General features: G+C 70.9%; 17 protein-coding genes. 15 read left to right on the forward strand and 2 right to left on the reverse strand.

The features are described from left to right. Positions 1-28: 28 nt before the first annotated feature. Entirely contained in the window at positions 29-850 is an 822-nt protein-coding gene (nadE, locus tag QSJ40_RS00850) for an NAD(+) synthase (protein ID WP_006214134.1), read from the reverse strand. A 134-nt stretch (positions 851-984) separates the two neighbouring features. Between nadE and QSJ40_RS00855 the strand changes: the two genes are divergently transcribed. The 15 genes from QSJ40_RS00855 (at position 985) to QSJ40_RS00925 (ending at position 18,453) form a co-directional block, all read left to right on the forward strand. Further along, the gene (locus tag QSJ40_RS00855; RefSeq protein ID WP_024289671.1) at positions 985-1,389 is read left to right on the forward strand and encodes a TOBE domain-containing protein; all 405 of its coding nucleotides are present in this window, start codon (positions 985-987) and stop codon (positions 1,387-1,389) included. Further along, positions 1,386-2,153: a molybdate ABC transporter substrate-binding protein gene (modA, locus tag QSJ40_RS00860; protein WP_024289672.1), complete on the forward strand. Its 768-nt coding sequence runs from the start codon at positions 1,386-1,388 to the stop codon at positions 2,151-2,153. The genes QSJ40_RS00855 and modA overlap by 4 nt, the downstream gene beginning before the upstream one ends. A 137-nt stretch (positions 2,154-2,290) precedes the next feature. Next, entirely contained in the window at positions 2,291-3,175 is an 885-nt protein-coding gene (locus tag QSJ40_RS00865) for an ABC transporter permease (RefSeq protein WP_285728860.1), read from the forward strand. Next, on the forward strand, positions 3,172-3,810 hold the full coding sequence (locus QSJ40_RS00870) for an ATP-binding cassette domain-containing protein (RefSeq protein ID WP_285728354.1): 639 nt from the start codon (positions 3,172-3,174) through the stop codon (positions 3,808-3,810). The genes QSJ40_RS00865 and QSJ40_RS00870 overlap by 4 nt, the downstream gene beginning before the upstream one ends. Positions 3,811-3,838: 28 nt before the next feature. Beyond that, positions 3,839-4,870 carry a Gfo/Idh/MocA family protein gene (locus QSJ40_RS00875; protein WP_024289675.1) on the forward strand — a complete coding sequence of 344 codons (1,032 nt, stop codon included), beginning with the start codon at positions 3,839-3,841 and terminating at the stop codon, positions 4,868-4,870. 10 nt (positions 4,871-4,880) lie between these two features. Then, positions 4,881-5,465 carry an orotate phosphoribosyltransferase gene (gene pyrE / locus QSJ40_RS00880; protein WP_006214140.1) on the forward strand — a complete coding sequence of 195 codons (585 nt, stop codon included), beginning with the start codon at positions 4,881-4,883 and terminating at the stop codon, positions 5,463-5,465. Continuing rightward, complete coding sequence (locus QSJ40_RS00885; protein ID WP_006214141.1) at positions 5,458-6,108, forward strand: TrmH family RNA methyltransferase; 651 nt, start codon at positions 5,458-5,460, stop codon at positions 6,106-6,108. Before pyrE ends, QSJ40_RS00885 begins: the two co-directional genes overlap by 8 nt. 373 nt (positions 6,109-6,481) lie before the next feature. Beyond that, positions 6,482-7,924, forward strand: coding sequence for a hypothetical protein (locus QSJ40_RS00890; protein ID WP_251714394.1), 1,443 nt, complete (start codon positions 6,482-6,484; stop codon positions 7,922-7,924). Between the two features lie 118 nt (positions 7,925-8,042). Further along, positions 8,043-9,857, forward strand: coding sequence for a GT4 family glycosyltransferase PelF (pelF, locus tag QSJ40_RS00895; RefSeq protein ID WP_285728355.1), 1,815 nt, complete (start codon positions 8,043-8,045; stop codon positions 9,855-9,857). After that, on the forward strand, positions 9,854-10,945 hold the full coding sequence (locus QSJ40_RS00900) for a putative glycoside hydrolase (protein ID WP_285728356.1): 1,092 nt from the start codon (positions 9,854-9,856) through the stop codon (positions 10,943-10,945). Before pelF ends, QSJ40_RS00900 begins: the two co-directional genes overlap by 4 nt. A 121-nt stretch (positions 10,946-11,066) precedes the next feature. After that, entirely contained in the window at positions 11,067-12,089 is a 1,023-nt protein-coding gene (fbaA, locus tag QSJ40_RS00905; protein ID WP_285728357.1) for a class II fructose-bisphosphate aldolase, read from the forward strand. Between the two features lie 433 nt (positions 12,090-12,522). Then, positions 12,523-14,637, forward strand: a complete 2,115-nt coding sequence (locus QSJ40_RS00910) for a PTS mannitol transporter subunit IICBA (RefSeq protein WP_285728358.1) — start codon at positions 12,523-12,525, stop codon at positions 14,635-14,637. Then, positions 14,634-15,779: a mannitol-1-phosphate 5-dehydrogenase gene (locus QSJ40_RS00915; protein WP_280614149.1), complete on the forward strand. Its 1,146-nt coding sequence runs from the start codon at positions 14,634-14,636 to the stop codon at positions 15,777-15,779. Before QSJ40_RS00910 ends, QSJ40_RS00915 begins: the two co-directional genes overlap by 4 nt. 199 nt (positions 15,780-15,978) lie before the next feature. Then, complete coding sequence (gene glmS, locus QSJ40_RS00920; RefSeq protein ID WP_280614150.1) at positions 15,979-17,853, forward strand: glutamine--fructose-6-phosphate transaminase (isomerizing); 1,875 nt, start codon at positions 15,979-15,981, stop codon at positions 17,851-17,853. A gap of 180 nt (positions 17,854-18,033) precedes the next feature. After that, on the forward strand, positions 18,034-18,453 hold the full coding sequence (locus QSJ40_RS00925) for a DUF3151 domain-containing protein (protein WP_285728359.1): 420 nt from the start codon (positions 18,034-18,036) through the stop codon (positions 18,451-18,453). 109 nt (positions 18,454-18,562) lie between these two features. On the opposite strand, the gene metE is transcribed toward QSJ40_RS00925, so the two are convergent. Further along, positions 18,563-21,997, reverse strand: coding sequence for a 5-methyltetrahydropteroyltriglutamate--homocysteine S-methyltransferase (metE, locus tag QSJ40_RS00930; protein WP_352155810.1), 3,435 nt, complete (start codon positions 21,995-21,997; stop codon positions 18,563-18,565). Between the last annotated feature and the right edge of the window lies 1 nt (position 21,998).

The following is a 21,998-nucleotide window of genomic DNA, read 5'->3' on the forward strand; positions in this document are numbered from 1 at the left end:
GCTGGCGCCCGGGCCCCTCAGCGAGTGCTCAGCGCCACCAGTCGTCGAGCAGCGTGGCCGGGGTGGTGCGCTTGTGCCGGGTCATCCGCCAGCGAGCCTCGATCCGCTCGGCGATCTCGTCGGGGACCTCGCGGCCCTCGAGATAGTCGTCGATGCTGTCGTAGCCCAGCCCGAGCTCGTCCTCGTCGGTGCGACCGGGGGAGGTGTCGAGCAGATCGGCGGTGGGGGCCTTGGACCACAGCGACTCGGGCCCGCCGAGGTGGCGGACGATGCTGCGGATCTGGCGCTTGTCCAGGCCGAACAGCGGCAGGACGTCGGCGGCGCCGTCGCCGAACTTGGTGAAGAAGCCGGTCACGGACTCGGCGCCGTGGTCCGTGCCGAGCACGAGCAGGCCCCGCTGGCCTGCGATCGCGTACTGGGCCACGGCGCGCACGCGGGCCTTGATATTGCCCTTGTTGAAGTCGCTTGTCGCAGCACCCAGGGCGGCCTCGACCTGCTCGGCGATCCCGTCGGCTCCAGGGGCCACATCGACCGTGAGCGCCTCGTCGGCGCGGATGAAGCGGAGGGCCTCCTGGGCGTCGTCCTCGTCGGCCTGCACGCGGTAGGGCAGGCGGACGGCCACGAACGAGGCCTCCCGCCCCTCCTGCCGCATCTGCTCGACGGCCAGCTGGGCCAGCCGCCCGGCCAGGGTCGAGTCCACGCCGCCGGAGATCCCCAGGACGAATCCAGGGCAGTGGGAGGCCGCCGCGTAATCGCACAGCAGCTGCACGCGGCGCTGGACCTCCTGCGCCGGATCGATCCGGGGCTGGACGCCCATCTCCTCGATGATCGCCTTCTGCAGTTTGCGCATGGACTCATTGTAGCCAGCCTGCACGTCCGGGGATGTGGGCTCTGAGTGCGGGCGGAAACCCCGCATGAAGCCCGATCTGCGGAATATCAGGCAACATCCTGCCGCATCTGCGGATCCGGAATACGGTGAGGCGCATGAAGGCGCTCTCGGTGGCCCAGGCGGCCTCCTTCCTCGATGTCAGCGACGACACCGTCCGGCGGTGGATCTCGGCGGGCAGGCTCACGGAGCACCGCGACGACGCCGGGCGCGGCGTGGTCGATGCCCTCGAGCTGGCGCAGCTGGCCAAGAGCCAGGCCCATCAGCCGGAGGACCCCACGGCCGTGGTCAGCTCGGCGCGCAACCGCTGGGTCGGGCTCGTCACCGAGGTCTGCTCGGACACGGTGATGTCCCAGGTCGAGATGCAGTGCGGTCCGCACCGCGTGGTCTCGCTGATGTCCACGGAGGCCGTGCAGGAGCTGGGCCTGGAGCCCGGCTCGATCGCCACCGCCTCGGTCAAGGCCACCCACGTGGTCGTCGACGTCCCGGGGGAGGGGCGATGAGCGCGCGCACCCTGCGCCCGCTGGCCCTGGCGGCCGCCGCCGCGCTGGCCCTGAGCGGCTGCGGAGGCTTGGAAGAGGACGGCGAGGAGCAGCAGACGCTGACGGTCTTCGCGGCCGCCTCGCTGACGGACAGCTTCACCGATCTGGCCGAGCAGTTCGAGGAGGGCCACCCCGACGTGGACGTGCAGCTCAGCTTCGCCGGCTCCTCCGCGCTGGTCTCCCAGCTGGAGGAGGGCGCCGACGCCGACGTCCTGGCCACCGCCGATGAGCGCACCATGGACCAGGCCTCCGAGGGCGGGCTGCTCGAGAGCGAGCCGCAGACCCTGGCCACCAACACTCTGACCATCGCGGTGCCGGCCGGCAATCCCGGTGGAGTCGAGTCCTGGGAGGATCTCTCCTCCGCCGAGCTCGACACCGTGATCTGCGAGCAGCGCGTGCCCTGCGGCGCCGCGACCGTCGAGCTCGAGGACGTCACCGGAGTGGAGGTGGCCGCCGTGAGCGAGGAGGGCTCCGTGACGGACGTGCTGGGCAAGGTGGCCTCGGGCCAGGCGGACGCAGGCGTGGTCTACCGCACCGACGTCACCTCCGCGGGTGATCAGGTCGAGGAGATCGAGATCCCCGACGCCGACCGGGCCGTCAACCGCTACCCGATCTCGGTCCTGACCGATTCCGAGGACCAGGACCTGGCCCAGGAGTTCTCCGACTTCGTGCGCAGCGACACCGGGCGGGAGCGGCTCGAGCAGGAGGGCTTCGGCGCTCCGTGAGCGAGCAGTCCGGACAGCCCAGCGCTGATGAGCAGTGCCCCGCGGACGGTGCCGGACGCGGGGACCGAGCCGCGAGCCGGGGAAGAGCGCGGCGGGCGGCTGGAGCAGGAAGGCCCCCGCGGGCCCGACGCCCCCGCCTGGCCCTCCCCGGCTGGCTGCTGATCCCCGCCGTCGTCGGTGCGCTGCTGATCGTGCTGCCCGTGCTCGGGATGATCCTGCGGATCGAGCCCGGGCGGCTCTGGCCGCTCATCACGTCCGAGGCCTCGCTGGATGCCCTGTGGCTCAGCCTGCGCACCGCCGCCGTGAGCACCGCGCTGTGCCTGGTGCTGGGCACGCCGATGGCGCTGATTCTGGCGCGCACCAGCTTCCCGGGCCACCGCTTCGTGCGCTCGGTCGTGCTGCTGCCCCTGGTCCTGCCGCCCGTGGTGGGCGGGCTGGCGCTGCTCTACGTCTTCGGTCGGGTCGGGCTGCTCGGGCGCCACCTGGAGGCGCTCGGGATCGAGATCGCCTTCTCCACGGCTGCGGTGGTGCTGGCGCAGACCTTCGTGGCGCTGCCCTTCCTGGTGGTGGGGGTCGAGGGCGCCCTGCGCAGCGCCGGTGATCGGCACGAGGCGATCGCCGCCACCCTGGGGGCCTCGCCGTCGACCGTGCTGCGCCGGGTCACGCTGCCGCTCGTGCTGCCGGGGATGGGCTCGGGCGCGGTCCTGGCCTTCGCCCGGTGCCTGGGGGAGTTCGGCGCGACCCTGACCTTCGCGGGGTCGCTGCAGGGCGTCACCCGGGCCCTGCCCCTGGAGATCTATCTGCAGCGGGAGTCCGATCCGCAGGCGGCCGTGGCGCTGGCGCTCGTGCTGGTGCTGGTCGCGGTGCTGATCGTGGGGCTGTCCGCGCCGCGGCAGCTCGAACGGGCGCGGCCCGCCCGCGCTCGCGATGCCCATGCCCTGGACGGCGAGCCCCGCAGCGACGCTCCCCGCGACCCCGTCGCTGCCGCCGCCCCGCTGGGCTCCGGCGGTGAGCGCCCGTGAGCCTGCGCGTGCAGTTCGCGCTCGCCCAGCGCGGGCTCGACATCGCCTTCGAGGTCGCCGACGGGGAGACCGTCGCTCTGAGGGGCCCCAACGGCTCCGGGAAGTCCACGATCCTGGAGGTGGTGGCCGGGCTGCTGGTGCCCGATCGGGGCAGCCTCGAGCTCGGCGGGCGCCGGCTGATGGATCTGCGGGGCCGCGGCCTCTGGGTCCCGCCGCATCGACGCCGGATCACCCTCATGGCCCAGCACCCGCTGCTGCTGCCGCACCTGGACGTGCTCGACAATGTCGCCTTCGGCCCGCGCAGCGCTGGGGCCAGCCGTGCCGAGTCCCGCCGACGGGCCCGCCGCTGGCTCGAGGCGACCGGCACCGAGCAGTTCGCCCGGCGCCGCGCCCACGAGCTCTCCGGCGGGCAGTCCCAGCGCGTCGCCCTGGCCCGCGCCCTGGCAGCCGAGCCGGAGGTGCTGCTGCTCGACGAGCCGCTGGCGGCCGTGGATGCCGAGGGCTCGCAGGACCTGCGCGAGCTGCTCGCGCGCCTGCTCGAGGTCCGCACCGCCGTGGTGGTCACCCACGACCCGGACGACGCCCGCGCGCTGGCCGATCGCATCCTGCATCTGGAGGCCGGGCGGATCCGCTGAGTCGGTGCCGCGTGCCACCATGGCCTCCATGAGCGCCTCCGATCCCGTCCTGACCGCCACCGGCCGCACCCTGGGCTGGGGCGTGATCTCCACCGGAGCCATCGCCCGCAAGGTCGTGCCGGACATCGCCGCCCTGGCCGATGCCCGCATGGTCGCCGTCTCCTCGCGCACCGCCGCTTCCGCAGAGGCCTTCGCCGCCGAGCACGGGATCGAACGGGCCTGTGGCGGTGCGGACGGCATGCAGCGGCTGCTCGCCGACCCGGAGGTCGACGTCGTCTACATCGCCACGCCCCACGGGCAGCATCACGAGCACCTGCTGGCCTCGCTGGAGGCGGGCAAGCATGTGGTCTGCGAGAAGGCTTTCACCATGACTGCCGCACAGGCGAGGGAGGCGATCGAGCTGGCTCGGGAGCGCGGGCTGTTCCTCATGGAGGGGCTGTGGACGCGCTTCCTGCCGGTGCGACGGCGGATCGCCGAGATCCTGGACTCCGGGGAGATCGGGCGTCCCCGCTGGGTGCAGGCGGACCTGGGCTTCCGCGGCCCCGATGACGACCAGCATCGCCTGTGGCGGGTCGACGCCGGCGGCGGAGCCCTGCTCGACATGGGCTGCTACGCCCTGCACTGGCCGTGGCTGGCCCTCGGGGAGCCGACCCGGCTGAGCGCCTCGGCGGTCTTCCGCGGCGACGTCGACGGGCTCACGCAGATCTGCCTGCAGACCGAGCACGGCGGCGCGCAGATGACCGTGTCCCTGCTGTCCCAGGGCCCGCGCCGGGCCGTGATCTCCGGGGAGGACGGCACGATCGAGATCGCCTCGCCCATGCACCGCCCGGCCTCGTTCACCGTGGTCGATCTCCAGGGCGGCCGCCGGGAGGAGAGCTTCGAGGTCCAGGGCGCGGGGTACTGCTACGAGATGCGCGAGGCCACCCGCTGCGTCCAGGAGGGCCTGCAGGAATCGCCCGTGATGCCGTGGGCCGACACCCTGCGGCAGATGGAGCTGCTGGATGAGATGCGCGCCCAGATCGGGCTGCGCTACCCGGGCCACGACTGCCCCGCCGCCTAGAATCTCCACCATGACCACTCAGACGCAGACCGCCCCGGATTCCGCCGCAGCTCGCGAGAGGCTGCGCGAGCTCATCGTCGAGCTCGCCGTCGTGCGCGGACGGGTCACCCTGGCCTCCGGCATGGAGGCCGACTACTACATCGATCTGCGCCGCGTGACCCTGCAGCACGAGGCCTCCCGTCTGGTGGGGCAGGTCATGCTGGAGCTGCTGGATGACGCCGGCATCGAGTTCGACGCCGCCGGCGGGCTGACCATGGGCGCCGACCCCGTCGGCTCGGCGATCATGCGTGCCGCCGGAGACGCCGGGCGTCCCATCGACACCTTCGTGGTGCGCAAGGCGCAGAAGTCCTACGGCATGGGGCGTCAGGTCGAGGGCCCCTCGGTCGAGGGCCGCCGCGTCGTCGTGGTGGAGGACACCTCCACCACGGGCGGCTCCGCGCTGACCGCGGTCGAGGCGCTGCAGCGCGCCGGGGCGGAGGTGGTCGCCGTCGCGATCATCGTGGACCGCGCCACCGGCGCCAAGGAGCGCATCGAGGAATCCGCCGGGGTGCCCTGCCTGTACGCCTTCGGCAAGGACGAGCTCGGGCTTGACTGAGCCTCCGGCGGAAGACGGGCCGCACCAGGTCGGCGTCGGCCCGTGGGAGGGCCCATGGCCGGACGGTGAGCACTGGGACCCCGAGCTGCTGCGCCACGGCGACCGCCGCAACGTGGTCGACGAGTTCCGCTACTGGCGGCTGGAGGCCATCGTGGCCGCCCTCGACGAGCGGCGCCACGGCTTCCACGTGGCGATCGAGAACTGGGGCCACGACTTCAACATCGGCTCGGTGGTGCGCACCGCGAATGCCTTCCTGGCCAGGGAGGTGCACATCATCGGGCGCCGCCGCTGGAACCGGCGCGGGGCCATGGTGACGGATCGCTACCAGCATCTGCGCCACCACCCCAGCACGGAGCAGTTCCTGGCCTGGGCCCGGCAGGAGGGGCTGCCGGTGATCGCGGTGGACAACGTGGCAGGCTCCGAGCCGCTCGAGCTCTTCGACCTGCCGCAGCGCTGCGTCCTGCTGTTCGGGCAGGAGGGCCCCGGCGTCTCGCCCGAGGTCCTGGAGGCGGCAGCGGCCACCGTGGCGATCGAGCAGTTCGGCTCGACCCGCTCGATCAATGCCGGTGCCGCGGCAGCCGTGACGATGCATGCGTGGATCCGACGGCATGTCCACGGGCAGATCCCCGCTGGTGGGAGCTGAGACCTGCCTCTCTAGAACTGCTATGGCCTCTATATAAGTGCGAATTCATCGTACCGGCGCGTAGCAACACGTCATAGTCCGCTGCGACCAACGCGAACAGGTGTGATCGCGGTCGTGTCCTGAAAATGAACGATCCGCATGATCGCGGGCATGACCTTTCTCTATGACAATTCATCGTCCCTGGTTGGGGCGGAACCGTGAGGCAGGTCACCGCGAAAAGACGGGAATGCTCCCGTCGTCTCGGCCCATTCTTGAGGGGCGCGACGACCATTCCCGCAGGAATGTCTGACAGCTCAGCGGACCGGGGAGTCCGTGAGGACCGGGGGGTCCGCAGGCATGTCATCTCGTCGGCGCACGATTTCCGGGGAGAGCCATGGCCACCGTGTCCGAAGTCCTTCACGACGCCTACAGCCGTCGACGCATCATCACCATCGCCGTCGCGGCACTGGCCACGCTGGCCGTTCCGCTGCTGCTGCCGAGCGTCCCCCAGGGGCAGCGCGGCATCGTCCTGGCCGCCGGCGTGGTCATCGGCCTGGTGACCGTGATGTCCATGCCCAGCACCAGGCTCAACTCCGCGATCGTGGGAGAGCACGAGAGCGCGGGCACCATGCGCCAGGGCGTGGCCCTGGCGCTCTACCTGTCGCCGCTGATCCTGCTGAACATCGTGTTCCCGCTGGTCTCGCCGACGATCTCCCAGCAGGAGTTCGCGGGCGTCTCGCTGACGCACATCATCCTGGCCAGCTCGATCACCACCCCCTGGCTCGCCCAGGCGGCCTGCATGCCGGCCTACCGCGGCATCGCCGAGATGATGGCCGAGAAGGACATGGACCGGATCGCACGGCGGTTCTGCCAGGGCTGGCTGCCCATGTTCGTGCAGTCCATGCCGCTGGTCGTCCTCTTCGCCGTGCCCCTGTGGCTGGCCACCGGGTGGAACCTGCAGGCCGTGGGGCTCTACGGAGTGCTGTGCCTCCTGCACCTGCTGTTCGTCCAGTCGCTCGTGATCGCCAACGTGGGCCAGAACCGCGGCCACTGGGCTGCCGCCTGGGCCGCCTACGCCCTGGCGCTGGCCGTGGCCCCCACCTGGGTGTGGCTGCCGCCGCTGGCCGCAGCCGCGACCCAGCTCTGGTTCATCCGCGGGAACCTGCGCCACCTCGCGGCCATGCAGCGCCTGGCGCACCAGGACGTGGCCAAGGACCTCGTGCGCGGCCTGCTGCTCGGCGCCGTGCTGTGGGCGGACAAGTTCGTGCTCTTCCTGAGCACCGACGGCGGCTTCCACGTGATCGTGGTCTTCATGGCCATGCTGCCCGCCGTGCTGGCCTACAACTTCTACTTCGTGAACCTCGCCCCGGCCGTCGACAAGTCCATCCAGGGCCTGCACGCCGCGATCCAGGGCGAGTCCATGAACGAGCTGGTCTCGACCTCCGGGCGCCTGGCCCGCGTGATCGACCGCTCGGTGCTGCGCACCGGCGCCCTGGGAATGGTCCTCACCCTGGCCTGCTCCCTGGTGCTGGGCTCGATCTTCCCCGAGCAGCTCATGCTCGCCGTCGTCGTCGCCCTGTCGTCCTGGTGCTTCCTGATGCTGACCATGCTCAGCTACGAGCTGGACTACATCGGCGAGCGGTTCGCCCCGCAGTCCCTGGGCGCCGTCCACATCGCCGTGCTCGCGCTGTCCTTCGCGGCGCTGCCGGTGCTCAGCGCCTACGGAGTGGTCCTGCTGGCCGACCTGGTCCTGGTGACGATCGCCTGGGTCCTCTACAAGCGGCACTGGTCGCAGCCGGAGTACACGCTCTTCTGGCGCCACGCCGTCGCCTGGTGACCCCTCGGGTCGGCGCCGGGCTCTCGCGCGCCGACCCCCTGCAGGCCCCGCCTGCCGACGCCCCGTCGTCCGCCGTACCCCCAGACCCGCGCAGCATCGCCGCACAGGAGACTTCCGCATGAGCATCCTCGACCACCTCACCAGCGCCCTCGGCCGCCGTCGCCCCGACTTCGGCACGCCCTCGACCGATATGTCCATCCCGGCCGTCGCCGCCCGCAGCGGGGACTACCCAGAGGTCGACGTCGCGATCGTCATGGAGTCGACCTACCCCTACCTCAAGGGCGGCGTCTCGGCCGTCGTGCACGACATCGTGGTGGGCAACCCGGACATCGAGTTCGGCATCATCCACATCGCCTGGGACTCGAACTCCCCGCTGACGGATCTCTACGACGTCCCCTCGAACGTGAAGTGGGTCCGTCCGGTCTTCCTGGCCCTCGACGAGCACCGCCACGACTTCTCCTCGGTGCGCCCCGAGGCCCTGGGCATGAGCCCGAGCGAGCGCCGCCGTCTCGTGGAGCGGCTCTTCGACGCCCTGGAGGCCCTGTCCGAGCGCCGCGAGGACGGCCCCCTCTGGGAGCTGCTCGAGGAAGGAATGCTCGAGTCCACCCGCACGTACCCGCTGTGGGCGCTGCTGGGCACCCGCGAGTTCATGGAGGGCGTCTCCCGCCGCCTGCCGGGGCTCGGGATGTCCCTGTCGGACGCGTTCTGGCTGCTGCGCAACTACTTCTCGCTGGCGCATGCGGTGCTGGGCGAGACCATGCCGCGGGCCCGCGTCTACCACGCGCACACGACCGGCTATGCCTCGCTCATGGCCGCCGGCGCGGCGCGCGAGCACGGCACGTCCTTCCTGCTCACCGAGCACAACCTGTACGTCCGCGACACCGTGAACACCCTGCTGGGGCGCAACATGGCCCTGCCGATCGCCTCCGGGGACTACCGCACCTTCGACGTCTCCGCCGAGGAGCGGGCCTGGATGGCCTGGTGGATCGAGATGGGCCACTTCTGCTACCCGTCGGCCAAGGTGGTCACCTACCTCTACCCGTCGGCGATCGCCGAGGCAGCCTCGCTGGGCTCGGACATCGACAAGGCGGTCGTGCTGCCCAACGGCATGGTCATCGACGAGTTCGAGCGCCCGTACATGGCCCGGGCCGAGGCCATGCAGTCCATGCTCGCGGATCCGTCCAGCCACACCTGGAACCTCGTCTACATCGCCCGCCTGGTGCCCATCAAGGGCCTGCTCGACCTGCTGGACTCCATGTCCATGCTGCGCGAGTCCGGGCACGGCAACGTGCACCTGCACGTGCTGGGCCCCACCGAGCACGATCCGGGCTATCGCGACATGTGCCTGCAGAAGATCAAGGCCCTGGACCTCGAGGACATGGTCACGATCTACGGCACGGTCAACGTGCGCGAGATGCTGCACGAGTTCGACCTGCTGGTCCTGCCGTCCTACAACGAGGGCCAGCCGATCGTGGTCCTGGAGGCCATGGCTGCCGGCATCCCCACCGTGGGCACCAACGTGGGCGGCATGCAGCAGCTGATCTGGGACGACCTCAAGGGCGCCGACGATCAGGTCTACGGCCCCTGCGGCCAGCTCGTGGAGGCTGGCGACACCCGCATGATGGCCGACGGCATCCGCGCGGTGATCAGCGATCCCGAGCGCTATCGCGCCTACAGCCAGACCGCTCGCGACCGCGTGCAGAACTTCTTCCAGCTGCACGAGGTCATGGCCTCCTACAACCAGCTCTACCGGATGCTCGGCGGGATCCCAGGCCGCGTGCCGGCCTCGCTGTACCTCGAGGACTACGAGCTGCTCGATCCGGTGGACGGCCCGCTGGCCGCCGCGGCCCAGCAGGCCGACGAGTCCGCGGTCTCGGAGCTGGACACCGTGTTCGACCTCGCGGAGATCCGCGAGTCCGGGCGGCGCCGGTGAGCGGTGCCGGGGCCTGGATCCGCTACGGCGAGCCTCTGCGCCCGGAGGAGCTCGACTTCGCGGCCGAGCACTACCGGGCAGCGATCCTGCAGCCCTGGGAGCTCGAGGCGGCGGCGCAGCTCAAGCGCCGCCGCCCGGAGATGACGGTCATCTGCTACAAGTGCCTGTCCTCCACGCGCTCCTACGAGCCCGGGCCCGTCCACTCCTCGGGCGTCTCCCACGCGGAGGCCGAGGACGCCGGCGGCGACTGGTTCGCGCGGCGCCCGGACGGATCACGGATCGAGTGGCAGCGCTATCCGGGGCACTGGCAGATGGCCGTGTGGGATCCGCGGTATCGGCAGCGATGGGTCCGAAATGTCGTGGCCGAGCTCGAGGGCTCCCCGTTCGACGGCGTCATGGCCGACAACGACGTCTACGACGACTACTACGGCCTGGACCTGCCGCTGCGCGGCATCGAGTCCATGGCGCAGATCCGCGAGGCCCTGGGCGAGCTCGTGGCCGCGGCCGGGGCGGGGCTGCAGGACCACGGCAAGGTGCTGATCCCCAACATCGCCGAGTCCCGGCGCACACCGGGGCGCTGGCAGGAGCACGCGCGCTGGGGCGGCGGGTTCGAGGAGGTCTGGCTGGGCTACAGCCCCACCGACCTGTTCGACCCCGTCACCGCCGAGGCACAGCTGCCCCAGGCTGCCGGGCCTGGGCTGTCGATCCTGCGGGTCCCCACGGACGGCAGCGACACCCACCCGAACTTCCTGTACGGCCTGGCGGCCTTCTGGATCTTCGGCGAGGGCCGCGGTGCCTACTCGGCCACCGGCCACGACGACTACTCCAAGCTCCAGCACGTCCCCGAGCTCGACATGGACCTGGGTGCCCCCCTCGAGGAGCCGCAGGGGGATCGGCACGTCTGGCAGCGGCGGTTCGCGCACGGCTTCGCCGCCGTGAACCTGAACCAGGACGGACGACGCCGGCGGCGGATCGATCTGCCCCCGGGACTCGTCGACGGGCAGGGGCGGGCCCCCGGGGACTCGATCGTGCTGGAGCCCCACCGCGGCGTCGTGCTGCGTGTGGACCCGGCCGCGACCGGCAACTGAGGCCACCGGGTGCAGGAGCCTGCCGCCGCGAGAGCGCACGGCCTAGACTGGAGGGAGCACGTACCGGGCCGCGCAGCTCAGCGTCCGTCCGGAGATCCTCCAGAGGAAGAAGGAGCCAGGCATGCCCATCGCCACACCTGACGTCTACGGCCAGATGCTCGACACCGCCAAGGAGAAGGGCTTCGCGTACCCCGCGATCAACGTCACCTCCTCCCAGACCCTGAACGCCGCCATCCGCGGCTTCGCGGAGGCCGGCTCGGACGGCATCGTCCAGGTCTCCACCGGCGGCGCCGCCTACTGGTCCGGCTCCTCCAAGAAGGACATGGTCGTGGGCTCGCTGGCCTTCGCCGCCTTCGCCCGCGAGGTCGCCAAGCAGTACGACGTCAACATCGCCCTGCACACCGACCACTGCCCGCAGGACAAGCTCGAGGGCTTCGTGCTGCCGCTGCTGGAGGAGTCGGAGAAGGCCGTCGCCCGCGGCGAGGACCCCATCTTCCAGTCGCACATGTGGGACGGCTCCGCGATCGACCTGGACGAGAACCTGCGCATCGGCGCGGACCTGATCGAGCGCACCGGCAAGGCGCACATCGTCCTGGAGGTCGAGATCGGCGCCGTCGGCGGCGAGGAGGACGGTGTCGTCGGCGAGATCAACGACACCCTCTACACCACCACCGACGACGCCGTGAAGACCGTCGAGGCCCTGGGCCTGGGCGAGAAGGGCCGCTACATCACGGCGCTTACCTTCGGCAACGTGCACGGCGTCTACAAGCCGGGCAACGTGAAGCTGCGTCCCGAGCTGCTCAAGCAGATCCAGGACGAGGTCGGCCAGAAGTACGGCAAGGACCGCCCGTTCGACCTGGTGTTCCACGGCGGCTCCGGCTCCTCCGAGCAGGAGATCGCGAATGCCGTGTCCTACGGCGTCATCAAGATGAACGTCGACACCGACACCCAGTACGCCTTCACCCGCCCGGTCGCCGGTCACATGCTCGCCAACTACGACGGCGTGCTGAAGGTCGACGGCGAGGTCGGCAACAAGAAGCTCTACGATCCCCGCGTCTGGGGCGCCAAGGCCGAGGATGGCATGGCCGCCCGCGTGGTCCAGGCCTGCGAGAACCTGGGCTCCGCCGGCACCAGCGTCAAGTGATCTTCTGCTGATCATCGCCGACGCGCTGCGCTGACCGCGCAATCGTCGTCGGCTCCACGGGCCGCTCTCCCCGCCGCAGGGGAGGGTGGCCCGTCGTCGTGCCCGGACCGCTGCGGGCTCGCCCTCGGACCCTCGTGCCTGCGTTGCAGCCTGTGGACACATCTGAGACGGCCAGTGCGTCAGATGTGCTTCAGCGTGTTCCCAGGTGTGACGCGGGGCATTAGTCTGTGGGCAGCATCCGGGCACTGCCCCTTGTGGGGCTCATCTCGAGCGCACCACCAGCTGACCGAACGCGCGTCGAGACCGACGCCTTCCGCGCCCTCCGACCGGAGACCGCACCACCGCTCGACTCCGCCTTCGAGACCGGTCCGTGAGCCCCGCTTGCAGGCCCTGCCCCTCGAGGCGAGGCGACTTGAAACACCAGGGGAGTCCCTTGTCCACCACCGCCACCGCGTCTGCCCCCGCGCAGACCGAGAAGAAAAAGGGCGGAGCGCGCGTCCGCGTGCAGAAGTTCGGCACCTTCCTCTCCTCCATGATCATGCCGAACATCGGCGCCTTCATCGCCTGGGGCATCATCACCGCTCTGTTCATCCCGGCCGGCTTCACGCCGAACGAGAAGATCGGCTCCATGGTCGGGCCCATGGTCACGTACCTGCTGCCCCTGCTGATCGCCTACACGGGCGGCAAGCTCGTGGCGGATGTCCGCGGCGGCGTCGTGGGCGCAGTGGGCACCATGGGTGTCATCCTGGCGACCTCCTCGCCGGTGTTCATCGGCGACGCCCCCGCCTCGCCCATGTTCCTGGGCGCCATGATCATGGGCCCGCTGTCGGCCTGGGTCATCAAGAAGTGGGATCAGTGGGCCGTGCCCCGCATCCCCGCCGGCTTCGAGATGCTGGTCAACAACTTCTCCGCGGGCATCATCGGCGCGATCATGGCGATCGCCTCCATGTTCCTGCTGGCCCCGATCATGCTGCTCCTCATGGCGGGCGCCGGTGCGGCCGTCGAGTTCCTGATCGACAGCTCGCTGCTGCCCCTGGCCTCGCTGCTGATCGAGCCGGCCAAGATCCTGTTCCTGAACAACGCGATCAACCACGGCATCCTGACCCCGCTGGGCACGCAGCAGTCCCTCGAGCAGGGCTACTCGATCCTCTACCTGCTGGAGGCCAACCCCGGCCCCGGCCTGGGCGTGCTGATCGGTTACATGATCTTCGGCAAGGGCATGGCGCGGGGCTCCGCACCGGCCGCGGCCATCATCCACACCTTCGGCGGCATCCACGAGATCTACTTCCCGTACGTGCTCATGAAGCCGCAGCTGCTCATCGCGACCATCCTGGGCGGCATGTCCGGTGTGCTCGTGGAGCTGCTCTTCGACGCGGGTCTGCGCTCACCGGCTGCCCCGGGCTCGATCATCTTCCTCATCAGCAACGCCCCGCCCGCCCAAATGCTCGGCGTGATCCTGGGCTTCCTGGCCGCCACCGTGGTCTCCGCCGCGATCTCCTGCACCATCCTGCGCATGTCCAAGAGCGACGAGGGCGACCTGGCCAAGGCGGCCGCCGACATGGAGGCCATGAAGGGCAAGAAGTCCTCCGTGGGCGGCATGTTCGCAGCCGGCGGCGCCGCCGGCGCTGCAGGTGCTTCCGCCGGCTCGATCCCCGAGATCAAGGCCATCGTCTTCGCCTGCGACGCCGGCATGGGCTCCTCCGCCATGGGCGCCTCGGTCCTGCGCAGCAAGATCAAGGACGCCGGCTTCGGCGGCGACGTCACCGTGGTCAACAAGGCCATCAACTCGCTCACGGACGAGTACGACCTGCTCGTCTCGCACGAGGACCTGGCCGATCGCGCGGCGACCCCCACGCCCTCGGCGCATCACGTCACGGTGGACAACTTCATGCAGTCCCCGCGCTACGACGAGATCGTCGAGCTCATCCGCGAGCAGCGTCAGGGCGGCTCGACCGGCTCCGCTGAGATCCCGGCCGAGCAGGGCACCTCGGGCAGCGCCGCCGCAGCTGGTGCGGGAGCAGGCGCCGCAGCCGGCACCGCGACCGCCGTCGCCGCTCCGGCCGGATCGCAGACCGATCCCACGCCGGCCTCCGAGGCCGCCGAGCACCAGGACGACCAGAAGGTGCTCACGCCCCAGACCATCCGTCTGGACGGCCGGGCCGCCTCGCGCGATGAGGCCATCGACCAGGCCGGAACCCTCCTGGTCGAGGTCGGCGCCGTCGAGCAGTCCTACGTGACGGCCATGCACGAGCGCGAGCAGTCCGTGTCCACGTTCATGGGCAACGGCCTGGCGATCCCGCACGGCACGAACGAGGCGAAGGAGGCCATCCGCACGTCGGCCATGTCCTTCATCCGCTACGACGAGCCGGTGGACTGGAACGGCAAGGAGACCCGGTTCGTGATCGGCATCGCCGGTGCGGACGGCGGCCACATGGCCCTGCTGTCCAAGATCGCCAAGATCTTCTCCAAGAAGGAGACCGTCGCCCAGCTCGAGGCGGCGCAGACTCCGGAGGAGATCCTCGACATCTTCGGAAAGGTGAACTCATGAAGGCACTGCACTTCGGCGCAGGCAACATCGGACGCGGCTTCGTCGGGGTCCTGCTCCACGAGGCCGGATACGAGCTGGTCTTCGCGGACGTCGCCGACGCTCTGATCGGGCAGATCAACGACCAGGACTCGTACGTGGTCCACGAGGTCGGCGAGGGCGCCCGCGATCACGAGGTCACCGGCTTCTCCGGGGTGAACTCGGCCTCCGACCTGGACGGGCTGCGCGAGCAGATCGTCTCGGCGGACATGATCACCACCGCCGTGGGACCGCGCGTCCTGCAGATCATCGGGCCCACCATCGCCGAGGGCCTGCGCGCCCGCGCCGAGGCCGGGGTCGAGGGCCGCGTGGCGGTCATGGCCTGCGAGAACGCGATCAACGCGACCGACGGGCTGGCGGAGGCCATCCGCGCCGCGTACCCGGAGGCCGATCAGGTCGCGATCTTCGCGAACACCGCGGTGGACCGGATCGTGCCGGATCAGGCGCCGGGCCAGGGCCTGGACGTCACCGTGGAGACCTACCACGAGTGGGCCGTCGAGTCCGGTCCCTTCCAGGGCCAGACCCCGGACGTCCCGGGCATCACCTGGGTCGAGGACCTCGAGCCGTACATCACGCGCAAGCTGTTCACGGTCAACACCGGGCACGCGGCCACCGCGTACTTCGGTCGCCAGGCGGGGATCACCAAGATCTCCGACGTCCTGGCCGATGCCCAGGTCCGCTCCCAGGTCGAGGCCGTGCTGGCCGAGACCAAGGAGCTGCTCGTGGCCAAGTTCGGCTTCGCGCCGGAGGTCCAGCAGGCCTACGTGGAGAAGATCATCACGCGCTTCACGAACCCGCACCTGCCGGACACCGTCGAGCGCGTGGGCCGTGCCCCGCTGCGCAAGATCTCGCGCACGGAGCGCTTCGTCGGCCCGGCCGCCGAGCTTGCCGAGCGCGGTCTGAGCGCCGACGCCCTGGTGGCCGCCGTCGCCGCGGCCCTGGCCTTCGACGTCCCGGAGGACCCGGAGTCCGCCGAGCTGCAGGCCCGCCTGGCCGCCGCGCGCGGGGATCGTCAGGCCACCGATGCGCTGGTTACCGAGCTGACGGGCATCGCCGACGAGCACCCGCTGTTCCCGGCGCTGTCCGAGGTCTTCGCTGCGGCCTGATCAGCGCGGCCTCGTCGGCCCCCGCTCCTGCCCCGTCGGGGGGGGCGGGGGCGGGGGCCGTCGTCGTCACCGCAGCGCAACGGGAGCGCAGCAGCGACGACGACGTGTGACGGAGGCGGGGCCCTGTCGTCGCAGGTCGGTGCCCGCTGCCTGCACCGACACCGGTGTGCGGCCGAAGGTTTGCGGTAGCATTCCCGGCATGTGTGGAATCGTGGGATATGTCGGGCGAGCCCCCGAGATCGATGAGAACCGGAACGCTCTGAACGTGGTCCTGGAGGGACTGCGTCGTCTGGAGTACCGCGGCTATGACTCCGCCGGCGTAGCGGTGCTCGCCGACGGCGTCATGGAGGTGCGCAAGAAGGCCGGCAAGGTCGCCGCACTCGATGCCGAGCTCGCGGCGAACCCGCTGCCGATGTCCCCGCTGGGCATCGGGCACACCCGCTGGGCCACCCACGGCGGCCCCACCGATGAGAACGCGCATCCGCACATCGTCGCCGGTGGCCGCCTGGCCGTCGTGCACAACGGCATCATCGAGAACTTCGTGGAGCTCAAGCGCGAGCTGACCGAGAAGGGGTACACCTTCGTGTCGGAGACCGACACCGAGGTCGCCGCCTCCCTGCTCGCCGACATCTACGAGAACCAGGCCGACCAGGACCTGACCCGCGCCATGCAGTTGGCCTGCGCCCGACTCGAGGGCGCCTTCACACTGCTGGCCATCCACGTCGACCACCCGGACCGCATCGTGGCGGCCCGCCTGAACTCCCCGCTGGTCATCGGCGTGGGCGAGGGCCAGAACTTCCTGGGCTCCGACGTCTCGGGCTTCATCGATCACACCAAGTCCGCCGTCGAGATGGAGGACCGCCAGATCGTCACGGTCACCCCCGAGGGCTTCGAGATCACCGACTTCGACGGCGCCCCCTCCGAGGGCAAGCCCTTCGAGGTCCAGTGGTCCGCCGAGGCCGCGGAGAAGGGCGGCTTCCCGTCCTTCATGGACAAGGAGATCCACGACCAGCCCGCCGCCGTGCGCGACACCCTTCTGGGCCGCCTGGACGAGAACGGCAAGCTGACCCTGGACGAGCTGCGCATCGACGAGTCCGTCCTGCGCTCCGTCGACAAGATCGTCGTGATCGCCTGCGGCACCGCCGCCTACGCCGGCCAGGTCGCCCGCTACGCGATCGAGCACTGGTGCCGCATCCCCACCGAGGTCGAGCTCGCGCACGAGTTCCGCTACCGCGACCCCATCGTCAACGAGAAGACCCTGGTCGTCGCGCTGTCGCAGTCCGGCGAGACCATGGACACCCTCATGGCCATGCGCCACGCCTCGGAGCAGGGCGCCAAGGTCCTGGCGATCTGCAACACCAACGGATCCTCCATCCCGCGTGCGGCGGACGCCTCGCTGTACACGCACGCCGGCCCGGAGATCGCGGTCGCCTCCACCAAGGCGTTCCTGGCGCAGATCACCGCCGCCTACCTGCTGGGCCTGTACCTGGCGCAGCTGCGCGGCAACATGTTCGCCGACGAGATCCAGGACGTCCTGGAGGAGCTCCAGGCCATGCCGGAGAAGGTCCAGGCCGTCATCGACGACGAGTCCCAGATCCGCCAGCTCGGCAAGGACTTCGCGGAGACCACCTCGGTGCTGTTCCTGGGCCGCCACGTCGGCTTCCCGGTGGCCATGGAGGGCGCGCTCAAGCTCAAGGAGATCGCCTACATCCACGCCGAGGGCTTCGCCGCCGGCGAGCTGAAGCACGGTCCGATCGCCCTGATCGAGCCGGGCCAGAAGGTCTTCGTGATCGTGCCGTCCCCGCGCGGCCGCGACTCGCTGCACTCCAAGGTCGTCTCCAATATCCAGGAGATCCGCGCCCGCGGTGCCGAGACCATCGTGATCGCGGAGGAGGGCGACACCTCGGTCGAGGACTACGCCAACCACGTGATCCGCATCCCGCAGTCGCCCACGCTGCTCCAGCCGCTGCTGGCCACCGTGCCGCTGCAGATCTTCGCCTCCGCCATGGCCGAGGCCAAGGGCTACGACGTCGACCAGCCGCGCAACCTGGCCAAGTCCGTCACGGTCGAGTGACCTCTCGCGCGGCCTGATCCGCGCAACCCGCGCTGCGGCCCGGCATCCCCTGCTCTTCAGGGGATGCCGGGCCGCACGGAAGCATGATCTCAGCGGCCGAGCGGGCGTGGTGCCACCACGCCTAGGCTGGGAGCAGAGCGTCCCGGGGAGCCCGGGGCACGCACGACGAGAGGAGCACCGATGTCGAGCATCGGCAAGAACCTGCTGGGCGAGCCCGATCCCACCCTGCTGCAGGAGAACGCGGAGATGGTCGCGCGCTTCGACGCCGGCGACGAGGCCGAGGACCTGGCGCCGGCCTTCCCCAAGGAGCAATTGCCCTGGGCGATCCTGGCCGAGGAGGCGCTGGCCGACGGCCGGACGCTCGAGGGCTACGCCTACGCCCGAGTGGGCTACCACCGCGGTCTCGACGCCCTGCGCGCCAGCGGCTGGAAGGGCCACGGCCCGGTGCCGTACAGCCACGCGCCCAACCGCGGCTTCCTGCGCGCTCTGTCAGCTCTGGGCCAGGCGGCAGCGGCCATCGGCGAGCTCGACGAGGCCCAGCGCATCCAGAAGCTCCTCAACGACTCCGACCCGACGGCGGCCGAGCAGCTCCAGAGCTGACGTCGACCCCGGCGACGGCCTGATGGCGAACGGCGCGGCCGCACTCCCTGCAACAGGGGTGCGGCCGCGCCGTCCGTCGTCGCCGAGCAGCGAAGGCCCGGACGGCTGATCAGACCTCGGAGGCCTCAGCCGTCTCGACGGAGGCGGCCTGACTGGCCGCCAGGCTCTCGCGCACGCGGGCAGTGGCCTCGACCAGGTGCTCGAGCGAGGTGCGGGTCTCGTCGTAGCCGCGGGTCTTCAAGCCGCAGTCGGGGTTGACCCACAGCAGCTCGGAGCTGACGTGCTCGAGTGCCTGGATGAGCAGCGACTCGATCTCGTCGGTGCTGGGCACGCGCGGGGAGTGGATGTCCCACACGCCGGGGCCGAGCCCGCGCTCGAAGCCGACCGCGCGGACGTCGGCCAGCACCTCCATGCGCGAACGGGCCGCCTCGATGCTCGTGACATCGGCGTTCAGCGCGTCTACGCCGGCGATGACCTCGCCGAACTCCGAGTAGCACAGGTGCGTGTGGATCTGCGTGGCGTCGTCGACCGAGGAGGTCGCCCGGCGGAAGGACTCGACCGACCAGTCCAGGTAGGCGCTGCGATCGGCTCGGCGCAGGGGCAGCAGCTCGCGCAGGGCCGGCTCGTCGACCTGGATGATGCCGATGCCGGCATCCTCGAGGTCGGCGATCTCATCGCGCAGGGCCAGGGCCACCTGATCGGCGGTCTCGGCCAGTGGCTGGTCGTCGCGCACGAACGACCAGGCCAGGATGGTGACGGGTCCGGTGAGCATGCCCTTGACCGGCTTGTCGGTCTGCTGCTGCGCCCAGGTGATCCACGGGACCGTGAAGGCCTCGCCGCGCAGCCCCTCGCCCTCGCGCGAGACATCGCCCCACAGGATCGACGGACGCGTGGCTCGGGAGCCGTAGGACTGCACCCAGCCGTTGGCCGTCGTCGCGAAGCCGTCGAAGTGCTCGGCGAAGTACTGGACCATGTCGTTGCGCTCCGGCTCGCCGTGCACCAGCACGTCCAGGCCGAGCTCGTCCTGCAGGGCGATGACCCGGGAGATCTCCTCGCGCAGGAAGCCGTCGTAGGCGGCGTCGTCGATCCGTCCGGCGCGGTGATCGGCGCGGGCGCGGCGGACCTCCCCGGTCTGGGGGAAGGACCCGATCGTGGTGGTGGGCAGCACTGGAAGGCGGCCGCTGCCGAACGAGCGCTCCGCCTGGGCTGCGCGACGCTGCTCGGCGGTGCCGCGCTGCGAGTCGGCCTCGGTGAGGGAGGCAGTGCGGCCGCGGACCTCGTCGATGCGCACACCCGGGGCCGCAGCGCGGGTGCGGCGGGCCTCGTCGGCCTCCTGCAGCTCGGCGGCCACGGCCCCGCGGCCCTCGGCGAGCCCGCGTGCCAGGACGGCGACCTCGCGGACCTTCTCGTCGGCGAAGGCCAGCCAGGACCGGATCTCGGAGTCGAGCTCGGGCTCGGCCTCGAGGGTGTGCGGGACGTGGATCAGCGAGTTCGACGTGGCCACGGAGACCCGGGCGCCTGCGTCGCGGAAGCCCTCGAGCCGCTTGAGTGCGGCGGAGAGGTCGGTGCGCCAGACGTTGCGCCCGTTGACGACTCCGGCCACGAGCACCGGGGCGTCTGCCGAAGTGAACAGGCCGAGCTGGTCGTCGGTGAGACCGCCGCGGACGAGGTCCACGTGCACGGCCTCGGCACCCGAGCCGGTCAGCGCGCCGAGCAGCTCGCCCGCATCGCCGTAGGGGGAGGTGAGCAGCAGCTGGGGGCGCTCGTCGAGCCCGCCCAGGTATCCGGCCGCGCGCTCGATCGCCGCGCGCAGGTCCTGCTGCGAGAGGCGGGAGTGGTCCGCGACCAGGGCGGGCTCGTCGATCTGCACCCACTCGGCGCCGGCATCCTTGAGTGCTGCGAGGATCTCGCCGTAGACCGGCAGCAGCTCCTCGAGACGATCCAGGGGCTCGATGGGCTCGGCTGCGGTGCCGTCGTCCTTGGCCAGGGCCAGGAAGGTCACCGGGCCCACGAGCACGGGGCGCAGGCTCCGGCCCTGCTCGGAGGCCTCGGCCAGCTGCTCCAGCAGGCGGCCGGGCGCTGCGGCGAACTGCGTCTGCGCGCCGATCTCGGGCACCAGGTAGTGGTAGTTGGTGTCGAACCACTTGGTCATCTCGAGCGGCTGCCGGGCGTCGTCGCCGCGGGCCAGCACGAACTCCCCGGAGCGGTCCACGGTTCCGGCCTCGGTGCGCAGGTCGCCGAAGCGCGTCGGCACCGCGCCGACGGCGATCAGGGTGTCGAGCACGTGGTCGTAGAGCGCGTAGGAGCCGGGCACGGCCGAGGCCTGCTCCAGGCCCAGCCCCTCGAGGCGCTCGGCGGTGGAGGCACGCAGCTCGGCGGCGGAGGACTCGAGCTGCTCCAGGTCGCTGCGTCCGGCCCAGTGCGACTCGAGCGCGCGCTTGAGCTCGCGGTTCGGGCCGATGCGGGGGTAGCCCAGGATCGTGGCGGTCGGGAAGGCGGCGGGCTGGGCGTCGTTCGAGATGGTCACTGCGGTCTCCTCATAGGTGCGGATGGGGCGCCCGTCGGCGGGCTGGGATGCGGGGATGAGGCCGGCGAGTCCGGCTGAAGGGGTGGGGCGGGGCAAATCGAGCTGCTCCAGGACGTCCAGGGCGGCCTCGTGCTGGTTGAACGTGTAGAGGTGCAGCCCGGGAGCCCCGGAATCCAAGGCAGCGCGTGCGCTGTGCACGGCAGAGCGGACGCCGATCCGGTGGCGCTCGGCGTCCGAGTCGGCCGTCTCGAGCTCGTGGGCCAGCAGCGGGTCCGGCTCCAGGCCGGCCAGGTCGCAGATGCGCAGGTACCGGCGCAGGCTCGTGACCGGCATGATCCCGGGGATGATCGGCAGCTCCACTCCGGCGCGACGAGCCCGGGACACGAAGGCCGCGTAGTCGTCGGCCTCGGGGTAGAGCTGAGTGATCGCGAAGTCGGCGCCGGCGCGCTGCTTGGCCAGTAGCACCTCGAGGTCCTGGTGCACGGAGGTCGACTCGGGGTGCTTGATCGGATAGGCGGCCACGCCGATCGAGACGTTGCCGGCGCACAGCTGGGCGGCTCGGCCGCGCTCGACCGAGCGGATCAGGTCCACCAGATGCCGGGCGAAGGGCAGCTCCTCAGGGCCGGGCTCGACGGCCGGATCCCGGTCCCCGCGCAGGGCCAGGACGCCGCGCACGCCCAGGTCCAGCAGCTCGTGGATCAGCTCGCGCAGCTGCGTCTCCGTGACTCCCGTGCACAGCACGTGGGCTAGGGGGCGCAGCGGGGTCTCGAAGATCAGGTGGGACAGCAGCGCCATGGACTGGACGCGGCGCTGCGGATCGACCGCCGCGGTGACCGAGACGTAGTCCGGCACCGTGGGCGCCAGGGCCTCGATGGTCTGCAGGAGGGACTCGGTGCTGGCTGCGCTGCGCGGCGGGTAGAGCTCGTAGGACAGCGCGGGCACCGGCTTGCGGTGCGACGGCGCCCCCGTCTCCGGGGGACGATCCGAGCGCGGTGCTGCGGGGTGGTGATCGGGCATT

Source organism: Kocuria sp. NBRC 114282 (assembly GCF_030268385.1).
GTDB lineage: Bacteria > Actinomycetota > Actinomycetes > Actinomycetales > Micrococcaceae > Kocuria > Kocuria palustris.